This window comes from Mesorhizobium sp. C372A (assembly GCF_030323245.1).
Lineage (GTDB): Bacteria > Pseudomonadota > Alphaproteobacteria > Rhizobiales > Rhizobiaceae > Mesorhizobium.
On the sequence record NZ_CP100475.1, the window covers coordinates 3,911,436 to 3,927,111 of the forward strand.

Genomic DNA, 15,676 nt, shown 5'->3' on the forward strand with positions numbered 1-15,676 from the left:
ACTTTGTCCAGCAGGTGCGAGCATTGCCGGATGCGCAGTGGGGCTGCTTGTTATGGGACGACGCGCGCGCATTCAAAAGCGACGCTATTGGACGTCGCAAAAAGAAAGGCAAGAATCTTTGACTTTGTTACGGGCTGAGATGGCCTGAGGCGAGGGTAAGAGGGTGCGTACAAACCGCCTGGCAGGGTGAACATCGCCGCTTTTCCAACAGCGTCGTCATTCGTCCTCGAAGCCGTTTTGTTTCAAATCCGCGATCCGAACAATCATGCTGCGTTTTGGGTCGAATGGGAGATCTTCAAAGTCGAAGGCGAGATAGAAGCCTCTTACATCATCATCGAGCGGATGCGTCAGGACACCGAAGCAGCCTATTTCCCTTGAGAACCGCACCGCTGTTCTCAAGGCGAAAAGGAGAAGCGAACGTCCACAGCCATGACCTTGATACCGCCGGTCCACGGCAAGCTGGCCGAGCAAGATAACTGGAATGGGATCGGGGCGGTTGCGTTGCGCCGATTTTGGCAGATGGGCGCGCTCGATTTGACCCGTGCTTAAGGTGACATAGGCGGCGATAGCCCCGGTCGCGAGATCACAAATGATGCTGGTGCGCGAGGTCCCATCCTGTTGATTGCGCCAGGCATGGCGGCGAAGCCAGTTGTTGAGCGACTCGCGACCGCAATCGAAGGCCTCTCTGTCGTCATCCGCCGCAAGAGGCCGGGGAGGCGTTAGTCCTGCCATACAGGTCGTGAGGCAGCGAGCCTCCGCAGCCCAGGACGGGTTTTCGCGGGAGACTTCGCCCACGCCTCGAACTTTTCCCAATCGGCGGCCGGAATCGTCACGATACGTCCGTCCAGTACCTCCATTTCGGCGGCTTCGACCGCCTTGCGCCTGATAAAGTCGCTGAGATTGGTGTTTGCCTGACTGGCGGCGGCTTCAAGAATGTCACGTTCATCAGAGGTGACGCGGACACTGAGGGGGGCCATATTTGACATCGGCAAACTCGCTTTCTGTATGACAATAGCGTACAAGCCGTCAGATTGACAGTGCCTTACCACACACCCCGGCGCACACCGGTCCAGAGATGGAACCAGATCGTCGGGTGGTACCATTGTTTCGACGGCAGGCCGGGGTCGATCGTGACAAGCTTGCCGTCCAAGGCACCGCGGACCGCCTCGACGCAGATGTCGCGCGAGAACGCCGCCTGGCGCAACGCATAGCTCGAAATAGTGTCGCCGGGCTCCGGCTTGCCGCGCGCCTGTTTCAACACGCCGCCGGTGTCGACGCCGGCGTCGACCAGATGCACGGTGGTGCCGAAATTCTGGAGATCGCCGGAGGCCAGCGCCGAGTAGCCGCCATTCATGCCGCGGTATTTGGGCGCGATGCCGGCGTGGTAGTTGAGCACCGGGCAGGGCATTTGCGCCAGCGTCTGCCGGGACAAAATCCGGCAGCCGGCGAGCAGCACCACGCCCGGGCGGATGTCGGCGACCGCCTGCAGGCAATCGGGCCCGTCGGCGGAGGAGACGTGGATGATCTTTTGTCCCGGCCTCGGCTCTGTCTGCAGTTTTGCGCTGCGATCAGCCGCTCCGCGTGCCCGGCGAAGAGGCGTTTGCCGAGCCTGGTCAGCACCATCGTGCCAAGCTGGCCGATGGCCGAAAACAAGCCCTGGCGGCGCGCCCGGCCGAGCAGCAATTGTTTTTTGGATTCAGGGCTTTCGAGGATGACGCTGACAGGACCGAACTGGTCGGCGATGGCGTTGACGATGGCCCAGATGTGCGGCCCGCCTTCGGTGACGATGACGATCGCAGCACTTTTTTCAACCGCTGATGCCATGGCGCGCTTTCTTGCCGGCGCGCAGCCATTTGCCGTGCGCTGCCCGGCTCAATTCTGTGCCGGGCGAGGTTAAATCTTGATGACCGCCCGGCCAGCGAGAGACCAACGGATCAGCGCTTGAACTCGATGATGTCGAGTTTCGATTCGTAGTAGGGCGCCGGGAATTCGATGCGCCATTCATTGGCGCTGGTGCGGAAGGCATAGCCGACCTGGTCGCTTTCCGGGCCGCTGCCATAGGGTTTTGGCTTGTTGTCATTGACATAGCCGGAGCCGAGATAGATCGCGCGTTTTTCGCTATCGTCGAAGAAACGGCCCTTGGTGCGTTGCGAGCCGCTGACCTTTTCCAGCTGCCAACCGGAGCCATCGTCCGTGACCTTGCACTTGAACCAGCCATAGATGACCAGCGGGCCGGTCAGGCCCACCTTGATGGTTCGGCATTGCCAGTTGCCGCTCAGGTCCTTGTCGGAAAAGGCCACTATCGGCTTTGCCAGCAGCGCGTCGAGTTGGCTGACCTCAGCCGGGTCTCCCGCTTTTGCCTCGGCCAGCGCCGCCTTGCGGGTCTCGCCATATTTGTCGAGGCGAACCTTGTCGGCAGGCGTGATGATCTTCTGCACCTCGCCGTCGGCGCGAGCGGGCAAGACGAGGCAGAGGAGGCCAAGGGCGGCGAGCAGGACGCGAGGGGTCATCGGGACGTTCCGTGTTCGGATGGCTGAATCAGCCTGTTTGCTTATGGCTCACAACTTAACCATTCGCGGCGGCCTGTCATCTGTTCTCGACAGCGTCCCGGCTCAAGAACCGCTTCAGGCGTGGGCGGCGGCCTGCGCCAGCCCGGCCGTCAGGTCGCCATAGCCCGTCGAGCGGCGCTCATAGGCGAGGCCAAGCATCTTCGCGGCCTTCTCGGCGACCTTGTCGAGTTCCGGATCGTCGGTCTGGGCGATGTAGATCAGCTTCTGGTAGTTGCCGAAATAGTCCTTGATCAGCTCCGGGTGCTTGTCGAGGCCGAGCGGCTTCATGAAGAAGGCGTCGAACTGGCGGCACAGGAAATCGGTCATGTAGAACGACATCATGTCGGCGTCGGCGACCTTCGCATAGGCGTCCATGCCCTGGTAGAAGGCAAAGCAGTGCGGCCCGGCCATGCGTTCGACGCCGTGCTTCTCCAGAACCCGGTCGAGCATGCCGCCGGTACCGCAATCGGCATAGCCAACGAAGATGTTGCTATAGCCTTCCGCCTTGGCCTTTTCGATCGCCTTGTCCATCGCCGGTGCGATGCGGTCGGGGTAGAAATGGAACTCCGCCGGCAGGCAGGTCAGGTCGAGATGGTCGAGCTTGAGCTGCTCCTTGACGGCCAAAACTTCGCGCGCAATCATTCCACAGGCGATGACCAGCAGCCTGTCGTCCTGATTCGGTTTCGTTTTTTGCATTCTGGCCATGGAACCCGGTCGAAGCGGCCTTCGTTGCTGTGGGGCGAATCTATCGAGAGAGGGATAAACCGTCCATGAAACTGTTACGCGTTGCGCCGATTGCAATCCTTGCCTGCGTCCTGGCGCTTACGGCCTGTGCCAACACCGTCCGTGGTGTCGGCCGGGATATCAAATCGACTGCGAAAGCCGTCGACGACACCGTCACCAAACCCTGACGCAGCCATCCGTTCCAATAGCTGGGAACAAAAAAGCCGCGCTGCAAGGCGCGGCTTTCGATTGTGGGCCAGACGCCTTGCGGAAGAGATCAGGCTGAAGCGCGCATATTATGCTTGCGCTTCATGAAGTCCTTGGCGGTCTCGACCGCCACAGCCGCGTCGCGGCAATAGGCATCGGCGCCGACGGCCTTGCCGAATTCCTCGTTGAGCGGCGCGCCGCCGACCAGGACGACATAGTCGTCGCGGATGCCCTTTTCCTTCATCGTGTCGATGACGACCTTCATGTAGGGCATGGTCGTGGTCAAAAGCGCCGACATGCCGATAATGTCGGGCTGGTGCTGCTCGATGGCGTCGAGGTATTTTTCCACCGCATTGTTGATGCCGAGATCGATGACGTCGAAGCCGGCACCTTCCATCATCATGCCGACGAGGTTCTTGCCGATGTCGTGGATGTCGCCCTTGACGGTGCCGATCACCATCTTGCCCTGCTTCGGCGCGCCGGTGGCGGCCAGCAGCGGGCGCAGGATGAACATGCCGGCCTTCATGGCGTTGGCCGACAGCAGCACCTCGGGAACGAACAGGATGCCGTCGCGAAAGTCCTCGCCGACGATGCGCATGCCTTCGACCAGAGCTTCGGTCAGCACCTTGTAGGGCGCCCAGCCGCGCTCGAGCAGGATGTTGGTGCCTTCCTCGATCTCTTCCTTCAGCCCGTCATAGAGATCGTCGTGCATCTGCTGCACCAACTCGTCGTCGGAAAGCTCGGAGAGGATGATCTCGTCGTCGGCCATTTTTTCTCGGGCTCCTTGCCGCGCGGATGCGATCACGGCGGCTTAAAATAATCGCGTCAATACCTAACCCGGCAGGGGCAGGTATCCATAGCTGATTTGCGACTTCCCGCAAAAGGAAAGCGACCGCAAATCTATTGGAATTCTTGTCGATTTTGCGACAGGCGTTGGCGCTGGCGGGCCGTTTCGAATAGGGTGCATGACTACGATCCGGGCGAGAAGCCGCCATACGCGGCCGCAAACGGTTTTTAGGGAAAAAACGATCATGAGTGAAAACGCGTCAGTCGACCAGGAAGCGTCCAATGCGCGACGTGGACGTGCTGCCAGCGGCGGCGCGGCTGCAAGGCGGGCGGCGCGCTCGGGCGGCGGACCGGGCACCCAGCTCACCTATATCAAGCGCAAGATCAACATCTATGAGGTCCTCAACGAGGAAGGCCTGGCGATTATCGAAAACAACACCGATACGGTGCTGGAAGAGATCGGCATCATCTTTCGCGACGACGCCGAGGCGCTGCAGCTTTGGAAAGAGGCGGGCGCCGACGTCAAGGGCGAGCGCGTGCATTTTCCCAAGGGCCTCTGCCGCTCGCTGCTGAAGACCGCGCCGCCCATCTACACCCAGCATGCGCGCAACGCCGAACGTTCGGTGCAGATCGGCGGCAACGCCACCGTCTTCGCGCCGGTCTATGGTCCGCCCTTCGTGCGCGATCTCGACGGTGTCAGGCGCTACGCGACGATCGAGGATTTCCGGAATTTCGTGAAGCTCGCCTATATGGCGCCGTCGATTCACCATTCGGGCGGCACGGTTTGCGAGCCGGTCGACGTGCCGGTCAACAAACGCCATCTCGACATGATCTACAGCCACATCAAATATTCGGACAAACCGTTCATGGGTTCGGTGACGGCGCCAGAGCGGGCCGAAGACACCGTCGCCATGGCCAAGATCGTGTTCGGCGACGATTTCGTCGAAAACAACACCGTGCTGACCAGCCTGATCAACGCCAATTCGCCGATGGTGTTCGACGAAACCATGCTGGGCGCGCTGAAGGTTTATTCGCGTCACAACCAGGCTTGCATCGTCACGCCGTTCATCCTTGCCGGCGCGATGAGCCCGGTCACGGTGGCCGGCACGCTGACGCAGGTTCTGGCAGAGGTGCTGGCCGGCGCCTCTTTCACGCAGTTGATCCGTCCCGGCGCGCCGGTGCTGTTCGGCACCTTCGCCTCGTCGATCTCCATGCAGTCTGGTGCGCCGACCTTCGGCACACCGGAGCCGTCGCTGGTTTCCTACGGCGCCGCACAGCTTGCCCGCCGGCTCGGTCTGCCGTTCCGCACCGGCGGCTCGCTCTGCGCCTCCAAGGTTCCGGATGCGCAGGCCGCCTACGAGAGCGCCAACACGCTCAACTCGACCATTCTTGCCGGCACCAATTTCGTCCTGCATTCGGCCGGCTGGCTCGAAGGCGGACTGGCGTCCTGCTACGAAAAATTCATGATGGACATCGATCAGCTCGGCATGACGCAAAAGTTTTCCGAAGGCGTCGACCTCTCGGAAAACGGCCAGGCGATGGACGCCATCCGCCAGGTCGGCCCGGGCAGCCACTATCTCGGCTGCGACCACACCCAGGCCAATTTCCAGACCGCCTTCTACCGCTCCAGCATCGCCGACAACAATTCCTACGAGCAGTGGCTGGCCGAGGGCGAGAAGACAGCGCCGCAGCGCGCCAACGAACTCGCCCGCCGCTGGCTGGAGACCTATGAGGCGCCGTATCTCGATCCGGGCATCGACGACGGGCTGAAGGACTACATCGCGACGAAGAAGGCGTCGATGGCTGACGCCTTCACCTGAAAGGAGCCCGAGTCAGGCGGGGCTAAAGTCGCCAACATCATCCACAAGGAAGTCTGGCGGAGCGCTTTCTCCGACCCGGACAAGAAGGGATGATTGCGCGGCGCCGGGCTGACGAGATAGCGGCCGCGCTTTCCGCCGACGGCCTCATCCTGCGCGGCGGCTTCAATTTCGCAACAAGCGAAACGCCGCCGCATGGCCCTTCAGTTGCCCCCGCCAAATCCGTGCTGTTGGTGGGGCAGGCGGGAGCGGCACCCTGGCCGCATTTCCTGCGCTGGCGCGACCGGCAACCGCAAACCATTGCTAATCCGCTCGACACATGGTCGCGCGCAGTGATCGGTGCGGTGGCGGAGAAATTCGGCGCGCGCGCCGTTTCGCCTTCGGACAGACCTTATCTGCCGTTCCAGCAATGGGCGATGCGAGCGGAGGGGCTGAGACCGTCGCCGCTGGGCATCCTGATGCATCCGCAGTACGGGCTCTGGCATGCCTATCGCGGCGCGTTGCTGTTCGAGGATGAGATCGCGCTTCCTGAACGTCGCGAAGCGATTCACCTTTGCGACGCCTGTGTTGCAAAACCTTGCCTGAAATCCTGTCCGGTTGACGCCTATTCCGCGGATGGTTTCGCTCATCAGGCTTGCCTGGCGCATGTGCGGGGATCGAAGGGCGAACCATGCCGCGGCGGCGGCTGCCTCGACCGCAACGCCTGTCCGTATGGCACGGCCCATCGCTATCCGCCTGAGGTTCAGGCCTTTCACATGACGGCGTTTGCCGGCCTGTAGCCGGGTCGAAAGCCCGCACAAAGTGTTGAACGGGATTGTCAGGGAACGGCTTGCCCTGACGGTGCCTGCTTATATGTATCGCACGACATTTAACGGAGCGGGCCATGGCGAAGCAGGACATTGAGATCAAGACCGGGGACGGCGTGGCGAAAGCCGGGCTGTTCCGCTCGGCGACCGCTTCCTCGTCCAGGGCCGGCATCATTCTCTATATGGACGCTTTCGGTCCGCGACCGGCGCTCGACGCAATGGCGGAACGGCTGGCAGGCGAGGGCTATGCCGTGCTGGTGCCGGATCTTTTCTATCGCAAAGCACCCTACGGGCCGTTCGAGCCCAAGACCGCTTTCGTCGTCGAGGAGACCAAGGTCGCGCTGACGGCGTTGGTCCACGGCACGACACAGGACATGACCATCCGCGACAGCAGGGCGTTCCTCGACACGCTTACCGCTGAAGGTGTCACCGGACCGGTCGGTGTCGTCGGTTACTGCATGGGCGGGGCGCGGGCTTTGAATGCGGCTGCAACCTATCCCGATCGCATCGTGGCGGCGGCGAGCTTCCATGGCGGCAATCTGGCCAGCGATGCCGCCGACAGCCCGCACCGCAAGGCCGCAATGATCAAGGCGCGCGTCTATGTCGGGACATCGGGCGTCGACCGCAGCTTTCCGCCGGAGCAGTCGGCGCGGCTGGTCGAGGCGCTGCGCGTGGCGGAGGTCGACCACGCCATCGAAAACTATGCCGGCATGGCGCATGGCTGGTGCGTGTCGGACCACTGCGTCTTCAACGCGGCCGGCGCCGAACGTCATTGGAAGCGACTGACGACGCTGTTCGCCGAGACGCTGATCTAACGAGGCGTTGCCTGAAGTCGCAACGAACGGGTAGAGACTGCACGATTGGCGCGGCCTGTTAAAACAGCGCCAGTCGAGCGGGAACGAACAGCCTGATGCAATCCTATGATGTCGTGGTGATCGGCGCCGGTGCGGCCGGAATGATGTGCGCCATCGAGGCGGGCAAGCGCGGCCGCTCGGTCCTGGTGCTCGATCACGCGGCAAAGCCCGGCGAGAAGATCCGCATCTCCGGCGGTGGCCGCTGCAATTTCACCAACATCCACACCAGCCCGAAGAATTTCATCTCCGGCAATCCGCATTTCTGCATTTCGGCGCTCAGCCGCTACACGCAAGGCGACTTCATCGCGCTCGTCGAACGCCATGGCATTGCCTATCACGAGAAGACGCTGGGACAGCTGTTTTGCGACGGCTCGGCGCGCCAGGTCATCGACATGCTGGTTTCCGACATGCAGGATTGGGGTGTGGAACTGGCGTTGTCGACCGAGGTGAGGAACGTCAGCAAGACCGCGGACGGGTTTGTGCTGACGCTCTCCGCTGGCAGCGTCGCTTGCAGCTCGTTAGTCGTGGCTTGCGGGGGCAAGTCGATCCCCAAAATGGGCGCGTCCGGTTTCGGCTACGAGCTTGCGGCGCAATTCGGCCTTCCGGTGGTGGAAACACGGCCGGCGCTGGTGCCGCTTACCTTCGACGCAAGAACGCTGGAGCGGCTGGCGCCTTTGGCCGGCAATGCCGTCGATGCCGAAGTCGCCTGCGGCAAGACGCGGTTTTCAGAAGCGATGCTGTTTACGCATCGCGGCTTGAGCGGGCCTTCCATCCTGCAAATATCGTCCTATTGGCGCGAGGGCGACGAGATCCGCATCGCCATGCTGCCGGGGAGGGATGTGGCGGAACTGCTTCGCGCCGCCCGGCGCGTCAACGGCAGGCAAGCGGTGCAGACGGTGCTTGCAAACCATTTGCCGAAGCGCCTTGCGCAAGCAGTCGCCGAGCGCAGTGGGATCGATGGCAATCTCGCTGATTTGACAGACCTGCAAATGAAAACCGTCGAAGCCGCCGTCAACGACTGGCGCATCAAGCCGGCCGGCTCCGAGGGTTACCGCACGGCGGAAGTGACGCTTGGCGGTGTCGATACCAACGGGCTCGATCAGAAGACGATGCAGGCGAAATCCGTGCCGGGGCTGTTTTTCATCGGCGAAGTCGTCGATGTCACGGGCTGGCTGGGCGGCTATAATTTTCAGTGGGCTTGGTCGTCCGGCTGGGCCTCGGGCCAGGTGTGCTGATATTCAGGTGAGGCCGGCCTGCAAACGACGGCTTTCAGTGCTTCCGGTGCTCGCGTACCAAAAGTACGCTCCACTCCGGTTCTCGAAATCCATCGTTTTCGGCTCGGCCTCACCTGAATCTCAGCGCACCTGTTGCGCGTGCATCCGTCGCCTCGGAAAAAAATCTTTCCATAACCCCAAGGATTGGCCATTAGCCTTCGTCCAACAGGCAAATGATGGCGATGATGCTGGATGAAAGCGAAGCCTCCGACGCCGAATTGATCGGGCGGGCGAAGGGCGGAGACAGGGGTGCCTTCGGCAAATTGCTGGAGCGGCACTACGACTTCGTCTATCGCGCCGCCTATCGCTGGTGCGGAAAGAAGGCCGATGCCGAAGACATCGCCCAGGAGGTCTGTGTCCGTCTCGGCAAGGCGATCCGCGACTACCGCGGCGGCGGCGCGTTTACGACATGGCTCTATTCCGTGACGCTGAACGCGGCGCGCGACATGATGCGCAAGACGACGCGCGAAAACGTCAAGACCGAGGCTTTCGGCGCCTACAGCATGATATCGGGAGAGGCATCCGCCGAGCCCGAAGATCCGACTGAGGCGCTCTGGGCAGCGGTGCGGCAACTGCCGGACAAGCAGCGCGATGCAGTACTTCTGGTCTATGGCGAAGGGTTGAGCCATGCGGCCGCCGCCGAGGCGATGGCAATCTCGGAGACGACGGTTTCCTGGCACATCCATGAAGCGAAGAAACGGCTGAAGACGTTGATTCGTTCAGCCGGGGAAGTGTGACCATGGTCGACGACAACGAACTCAACAGGCTGCGCGATGCAGCAGTACCTGCGCCGGGCGAGAGCGCGAAGACACGCGCCTTCGAAGCCGCCATGCGCGCCTATGATCAGGAAAATATTTCTGCCGTCACCCAAGGATCGGTCGGCGGGCTTCGTCTCACAGAGCGAGCACAAAAGCTCTGGAGCGAGATCATGCAAAAGAAACTCATCGCCACGCCAGCCATTGCCGGGCTCGTCGCCCTGCCGATCGCCGGATACGCCACCTTCCACATGCTGAGGGAACAGCCGTTGCCGTTCGGTAGCGACGAGAAGATCACCGAGACGCTGGCCGACAAGCCGGCAACCAATGGGCCGGCGATCAACGCGCCGGTAAAAGAAAAGCAGGCGCCTGAAGGCGACAAGAAGGCCGACGCCGATGTGCGAAGCCGCGACACCACTACGCCGCTTACGCCACCCGCGTCGCCGAAGCCCGAATCGACCGTTGCTGTCGCCCCGGCGCAGCAGGATGCGCTGGGACGCGGCGTGTTGGCCGAGCCTGCGCCAGTTGAGAGCCGCGAGTTGTCGCTTGACGGCACCGCTGCCCCGGCCGGCGGCGCGCGGGTCGACCGCATGGCCGGCGCGACCGAATCCAAGTACCTGGCGCAGCCTTCGACGATGCCGGCCGACCAGATAGCGCCGCAGGAGCCAAACCGCGACCGCGTCGAGGATTTCAAGACCAATCCTGTGCATGCAGCGCTTCAGGATCCGGTCTCGACCTTCTCGATCGACGTCGACACCGCTTCCTATTCCTTCGTCCGCGGCTCGCTGAAGCAGGGCTACCTGCCGCAGGCCGACACGGTGCGCGTCGAGGAGATGGTCAATTACTTCCCCTATGACTGGAAGGGGCCGGACTCGGCTTCGACGCCGTTCAATTCGACCGTCAGCGTCATGCCGACGCCGTGGAACGGGCACACCAAGCTGATGCACGTCGCCATCAAGGGCTTCGACATCAAGCCGGTCGAGCAGCCGAAGGCCAATCTGGTGTTCCTGATCGACGTCTCGGGTTCGATGGATGAGCCGGACAAGCTGCCGCTGCTCAAGTCGGCTTTCCGGCTGCTGGTCAGCAAGCTCAAGGCGGACGACACCATCTCGATCGTCACCTATGCCGGTGACGCCGGCACCGTGCTGATGCCGACCAAGGTCACCGAGAAGGACAAGATCCTCAACGCTATCGACAATCTGCAGCCGGGCGGCTCGACGGCCGGCGAGGCGGGTATCAAGGAAGCCTACAAGCTTGCCCAGCAGTCCTTCGTCAAGGACGGCATCAACCGTGTGATGCTGGCCACGGACGGCGACTTCAATGTCGGCCAGACCGATGACGACGATCTGAAGCGACTGATCGAGCAGGAGCGCAAGACCGGCGTCTTCCTGTCGGTGTTCGGCTTTGGACGCGGCAATCTGAACGACCAGATGATGCAGACCATCGCCCAGAACGGCAACGGCACCGCCGCCTATATCGACACGCTGGCCGAGGCCGAGAAGGTTCTGGTCGAGGATGCTTCCTCGACGCTGTTCACCATCGCCAAGGACGTCAAGGTCCAGGTCGAGTTCAATCCGGACAAGGTCTCGGAGTACCGGCTGATCGGCTATGAAACCCGCGCCTTGAACCGCGAGGACTTCAACAATGACGGCGTCGATGCCGGCGATATCGGCTCCGGTCATTCGGTGACCGCCATCTACGAGATCACGCCGAAGGGCAGTGGCGGCGAGCAGATGGATCCGCTGCGCTACGGCCAGGCCGCGGTCGACAATGGCGGCGTCGCCAACGCCGACGAATATGCCTTCGTGAAAATCCGCTACAAGCTGCCGAACGAAGACGTCTCGAAGCTGATCACCACGCCGGTGACGTCGGCCAACGAGGTCGCGTCCTTCGACCAGGCCAGCACCGACCAGCGTTTCTCCGTCGCTGTCGCCGCCTTCGGCCAGAAGCTGCGCGACGAGGATGCGACCGCGAAGTTCGGCTACGACAAGATCATGGAGATTGCCACCGCCGCCCGAGGAGCCGACCCGTTTGGGTACAGGTCCGAGTTCCTTTCGCTTGTGCGCCTTGCCTCGGCGCTCGGCGGTAACCGGTAGTGGCAATACAGCCGGTTCCTTTCAGACGGGGGTCGTTCTGATACGGGGAACCGGCTACGGGCGGGTGAGGCAGGCCGGCGGGGGAAACCCTGCCGGCCTTTTTTCGGATCGATTGATCCGAAGCGCACAGATGATCCGCCTGATCGTTAAATTGCGCAGCTTTTCCGGAACGTCATCGCAATGCCCTGCTATTATTGCATGGGGTCGGGACTGGGCTTGGGGAGCCGGGAATTGCAGATCATGAACATTGGAAACACGACGCCGGCGGTGAGACACACGCAGGCGTCGGGAACGCTGTCGCCAGAATCCAGGCGCATCATGGATGACGTCGACGCAGCCCGGAATACCGCAAAGTCGGCGCTGACCAATGACCGCTTTCGCGTCATGCTGGAGCAGATCGGCAATCCGCAGTCGTCGGGTGACCTGGTGACGATGAATGAAAGCGCCGACAGCACCGCCCTGGATTTCAAGACGGCGCTATCGCGTTACGCTGAAAACAGCGAATAAGTTCGATATCAGGCCCGGGTGCGGCGGCGTTCGCGGCGGGCTTCGCTGGTCTCGGCGGTGTTTTCCGTCGCCACCTTGTTGCGCATCGGACCGATGCGCTCGACGATCGCCGCGACGGTCGGGCGTTCGGATTTGGTGTGCGCGTCGAGCGCCTTGCGCATGGCGGCAAGGTGCTGGAACGACGTGCCGCAGCAGCCACCGATGATCTTCGCGCCGCCATCCACCGCCAGCCGGACATAGTCGGCCATCAGCTCCGGCGTGCCGGAATAATGGATCTCGGTGCCACGAAATTCGGGAATGCCGCAATTGCCCTTGACGATCACCGTCGCTTCCGGCTTCGCCTCGGTCATGTCGAGCAGCGAGGCCAGGATGTCGGAGGCGCCGACACCGCAATTGGCGCCGACACCGAGCGGTGTCTCTGAAAGTCCGTCGACGACGCCGTGGATATCCCTGGGCAGCAGGCCCATCATGGTGCGGCCGGCAGTGTCGAACGAACCGGTATAGGTGTAGGGCAGGCCGACGCGGATGGCGGCCTCCGCCGCGGCGCGGATTTCGTCCGGCGCAGACATGGTCTCGATCCAGGCGACTTCGGCGCCGCCTTCCTTGAGACCCTCGATCTGCTCGGCAAAAGCCTCGACTGCTTCGTCATAGGTCATGGCGCCGAGCGGCACCAGCAACTCGCCGGTCGGACCGACCGAGCCGGCGACGATGACTTTCCTGTCGGCCTTGTCGGCGACCGCGCGGGCAATCTCTGCGGCGCGCTTGTTCAACGCATGCACGCGGTCCTGCGCATGATGCAGCTTCAGCCGGTGGCGGGTGCCGCCGAACGAGTTGGTGAGGATGATATCGGCGCCGGCGTCGACGAAATTCTGGTGCAGGCTGGTGATGGTGTCGGGCGCTGTCTCGTTCAGCAACTCGGGCGCTTCGCCGGCCTCCAGACCCATGGCGAACAGATTGGTGCCGGTGGCGCCATCGGCGAGCAGCACGCCCTTTTCGGCCAGCAGAGCATCGATGGGATTGTTCGCGGTCATCGGATCGACTTTCAGATATTTGAATGGAATAAGGATATAAAGAAGTCTTTATGTCCAGTCAATGTGTTTGCGACCGGCAATGCCGCGCGGCGCACCTTTCCGGGGCGTTGGGGATCAGGCAGAACCCGATGGAAATGACGCGCCGGCCAGATTGCGCGCGTAGGCGGCGGCCTCATGCGGGTTGATGTCGGCGGCCCGGATCAGATTGTCGAAATGCTGGGTCAGCGCTTGGACCGGCTGGGTGGCGTTCAGCACGACATACATGTCGCCGACATAGATGGCGGCGCGGTAGGGACCGAAGATTGTCAGCGGGATCGAATAGCGCATGCGGCCGTCATAGAGGAACAGGCGGAAGGTGGGGTAGAGATCGTCAAGCAGCGTCGCCATATGGGCAAGCTGCTGCCGGCGGTCAGCCTCGGGAAAGCGGTCCCAGACGCCCAGGCCGCGGGCGAAAATCTCCAGCGTGTGGCGCGGCATGCAGACCTCCATATCGGTCTCAGGGCGCCGGTTGTACTCGATGCGGTACTGCGTCTCGCTGGCCTGCGCCAGACGGCTGCGGTTGGTGATGTTGGCTTCGTAGTCGACCAGCTGGCGTGTGCGCAGGAGATCGGGAATGCCGGCCGGCACATAGCGGATCTTGGTGCCTGCGGCTTCCGCGAACCATTTGGCGAGCAGCGTGCGGTCGAAGCCGTCGGGCGCCTCTTCGATCTCCAGGCTTTCGCGGATTTCGCCGGTGACGCCTTCGTCTTGGGAGAGGCCGAGCAGCCAGTCCAGCGAGATCTTGAATTCGGCGGCGATGTTGAGCAGCGTTTCGGCGCGTGGCAGGCGCGTCGAGGCGCCGGACATCAGTTGCGACAGCGCCGACCGGTCGATGCCGACTGCTGACGCGAAAGCTGACTGGTTGAGATCGGACCGTGTCAGGAGCAGCTTCAGGCGCTCCCGGAAGATTGCCGAAAGGTCCCGTTTGTCCACTGTTCGTTCTCCGCACTCTCTTAGGAAAAATTTGCGCCCGAGCCGTCGAATCAGCACTTCCAGCGTAAATGAATCCGTAGGGTTGTTTACAATGTATAACATCTGCGGTCGAAAATGCGCAATCGCAACATTTTGTACACTTTGTCTCGTTGAGCGGAATCGCTTCTCCTGACACTATGCTGTCAGGAACCAATTCCGGCGACTGAGGGACAGTGGTCGATAGCATGACAGGCAAGCGCATCAAGCGACGCGACGCAGCCGCCATCGAGTGGCCGACCGTGGTGCTCGCTTTCTTCTGTTACGGAATGTGGCTCGCTGCCGGGCTCCTGCTCTGGCCCTCTTATCCGATCCCGGCACTTCTTCTCCTCGGCTTCATCCTGGCCTTGCAGTCGTCGATCATGCACGAAGTGCTGCATGGCCATCCGACGCGCAGCGCGCTCATCAACGAAGCCTTCGTCTTCCTGCCGATCGGCCTGGTCTGGCCGTTCCGTCGCTTCAAGACGCTCCATTTGCGCCACCACGCCGACGAGCGCCTGACCGATCCGCTCGACGATCCCGAGAGCTATTACCAGGCGTTGTGGATGCATGACGATCTGCCGCCGACGATGAAATTCCTGCTCAAGATCAACAACACCATGGCCGGCCGTTTCTTTCTCGGCCCCTGGCTGTCCTGCATCGGTTTCTTCGTCGACGACGCCAGGCATGTGATTGCCGGCGATAAGGTGATCGGCAAGGCATGGCTGCTGCATGCGATCGGCCTCGGCATCGTGGTGCCGATCGTGCAGTTCGGCTTCGGCATTCCGGTATGGCTCTACATTCTGGTGCCGGTCTGGCTCGGCCAGTCGCTGATCGCGGTCCGGACTTTCGCCGAACATCAGTGGTCCGAGCACCCTGAAGGACGCACGGTGATCATCGAGCGCTCGCCGCTGTCGTTCCTGTTCCTCAACAACAATCTGCACTTCGTTCACCACAAGACCCCGACCGTTGCCTGGTACAGGCTGCCAAAAGTGTTTGCCGACCGCCGCGACGAGTGGCTGCGGATGAACAATGGCTACGCCTATCCGAACTATTTCGCACTGATCAAAGCCTACGCCTTCAAGGCCAAGGAGCCGATCGTGCACCCGGTGCTGCGCCGCCAGCCCGAGCCGGGCAGGGCGTTCAAGCCGCGCATCAGGGCGCGCAGCATCAGCGGGCTTGGCAGCGCGCCGGTTCCGGCCGAGCCGCCGAAGGAATAATCCCCGGACTTCCCGAACCCGTGTCGGCCAATTCTGATTGGACGCCGCGTTTTTGCGATCCTTT

16 protein-coding genes and 1 pseudogene are annotated in these 15,676 nt (G+C 62.1%); 9 read left to right on the plus strand and 8 right to left on the minus strand.

Annotated features, from left to right (window positions below):
- Nucleotides 1–216: 216 nt before the first annotated feature.
- The 5 genes and pseudogenes from NLY42_RS18570 to NLY42_RS18590 all read right to left on the minus strand — a co-directional run bounded on the left by NLY42_RS18570 (nucleotide 217) and on the right by NLY42_RS18590 (nucleotide 3,254).
- On the minus strand, nucleotides 217–732 hold the full coding sequence (locus NLY42_RS18570; protein WP_081731010.1) for a GNAT family N-acetyltransferase: 516 nt from the start codon (nucleotides 730–732) through the stop codon (nucleotides 217–219).
- A complete protein-coding gene (locus NLY42_RS18575) occupies nucleotides 720–986 on the minus strand; it encodes a type II toxin-antitoxin system TacA family antitoxin (protein WP_023735234.1) in 267 nt (88 codons plus the stop codon). The genes NLY42_RS18570 and NLY42_RS18575 overlap by 13 nt, the downstream gene beginning before the upstream one ends.
- A gap of 56 nt (nucleotides 987–1,042) precedes the next feature.
- Nucleotides 1,043–1,824: pseudogene (locus NLY42_RS18580) on the minus strand (formyl transferase).
- 110 nt (nucleotides 1,825–1,934) lie between these two features.
- On the minus strand, nucleotides 1,935–2,510 hold the full coding sequence (locus NLY42_RS18585) for a DUF4893 domain-containing protein (protein WP_023670399.1): 576 nt from the start codon (nucleotides 2,508–2,510) through the stop codon (nucleotides 1,935–1,937).
- Between the two features lie 114 nt (nucleotides 2,511–2,624).
- Entirely contained in the window at nucleotides 2,625–3,254 is a 630-nt protein-coding gene (locus NLY42_RS18590; RefSeq protein WP_023753434.1) for a DUF1638 domain-containing protein, read from the minus strand.
- 65 nt (nucleotides 3,255–3,319) lie between these two features.
- Between NLY42_RS18590 and NLY42_RS18595 the strand changes: the two genes are divergently transcribed.
- Entirely contained in the window at nucleotides 3,320–3,460 is a 141-nt protein-coding gene (locus tag NLY42_RS18595) for an entericidin A/B family lipoprotein (protein WP_023670401.1), read from the plus strand.
- An 89-nt stretch (nucleotides 3,461–3,549) separates the two neighbouring features.
- Here NLY42_RS18595 and NLY42_RS18600 read toward each other — a convergent pair whose 3' ends face one another.
- Nucleotides 3,550–4,248, minus strand: coding sequence for a cobalamin B12-binding domain-containing protein (locus tag NLY42_RS18600; RefSeq protein WP_023753433.1), 699 nt, complete (start codon nucleotides 4,246–4,248; stop codon nucleotides 3,550–3,552).
- Between the two features lie 262 nt (nucleotides 4,249–4,510).
- On the opposite strand from NLY42_RS18600, the gene NLY42_RS18605 reads away from it, so the two are divergent.
- From NLY42_RS18605 to NLY42_RS18635, 7 genes are all read left to right on the plus strand, one after another.
- Nucleotides 4,511–6,085, plus strand: coding sequence for a trimethylamine methyltransferase family protein (locus NLY42_RS18605; RefSeq protein WP_023670403.1), 1,575 nt, complete (start codon nucleotides 4,511–4,513; stop codon nucleotides 6,083–6,085).
- An 89-nt stretch (nucleotides 6,086–6,174) separates the two neighbouring features.
- Complete coding sequence (locus tag NLY42_RS18610; RefSeq protein ID WP_023691016.1) at nucleotides 6,175–6,861, plus strand: hypothetical protein; 687 nt, start codon at nucleotides 6,175–6,177, stop codon at nucleotides 6,859–6,861.
- A 104-nt stretch (nucleotides 6,862–6,965) separates the two neighbouring features.
- A complete protein-coding gene (locus NLY42_RS18615) occupies nucleotides 6,966–7,703 on the plus strand; it encodes a dienelactone hydrolase family protein (protein ID WP_023753432.1) in 738 nt (245 codons plus the stop codon).
- 95 nt (nucleotides 7,704–7,798) lie between these two features.
- Nucleotides 7,799–8,977: a BaiN/RdsA family NAD(P)/FAD-dependent oxidoreductase gene (locus NLY42_RS18620; RefSeq protein ID WP_023753431.1), complete on the plus strand. Its 1,179-nt coding sequence runs from the start codon at nucleotides 7,799–7,801 to the stop codon at nucleotides 8,975–8,977.
- A 215-nt stretch (nucleotides 8,978–9,192) separates the two neighbouring features.
- Nucleotides 9,193–9,753 carry an RNA polymerase sigma factor gene (locus NLY42_RS18625; RefSeq protein WP_023688122.1) on the plus strand — a complete coding sequence of 187 codons (561 nt, stop codon included), beginning with the start codon at nucleotides 9,193–9,195 and terminating at the stop codon, nucleotides 9,751–9,753.
- A gap of 2 nt (nucleotides 9,754–9,755) precedes the next feature.
- On the plus strand, nucleotides 9,756–11,867 hold the full coding sequence (locus NLY42_RS18630) for a vWA domain-containing protein (protein WP_023753430.1): 2,112 nt from the start codon (nucleotides 9,756–9,758) through the stop codon (nucleotides 11,865–11,867).
- Nucleotides 11,868–12,107: 240 nt separating this feature from the next.
- On the plus strand, nucleotides 12,108–12,374 hold the full coding sequence (locus tag NLY42_RS18635; protein ID WP_023753429.1) for a hypothetical protein: 267 nt from the start codon (nucleotides 12,108–12,110) through the stop codon (nucleotides 12,372–12,374).
- Nucleotides 12,375–12,382: 8 nt separating this feature from the next.
- Here NLY42_RS18635 and bmt read toward each other — a convergent pair whose 3' ends face one another.
- Nucleotides 12,383–13,405: a betaine--homocysteine S-methyltransferase gene (gene bmt / locus NLY42_RS18640; protein ID WP_023725605.1), complete on the minus strand. Its 1,023-nt coding sequence runs from the start codon at nucleotides 13,403–13,405 to the stop codon at nucleotides 12,383–12,385.
- 114 nt (nucleotides 13,406–13,519) lie between these two features.
- The gene (locus NLY42_RS18645; protein WP_023681768.1) at nucleotides 13,520–14,377 is read right to left on the minus strand and encodes a helix-turn-helix domain-containing protein; all 858 of its coding nucleotides are present in this window, start codon (nucleotides 14,375–14,377) and stop codon (nucleotides 13,520–13,522) included.
- Between the two features lie 224 nt (nucleotides 14,378–14,601).
- Between NLY42_RS18645 and NLY42_RS18650 the strand changes: the two genes are divergently transcribed.
- Nucleotides 14,602–15,612 (plus strand): fatty acid desaturase, encoded by a 1,011-nt coding sequence (locus NLY42_RS18650; RefSeq protein WP_031244520.1) that lies wholly within the window; start codon nucleotides 14,602–14,604, stop codon nucleotides 15,610–15,612.
- Nucleotides 15,613–15,676: the final 64 nt, after the last annotated feature.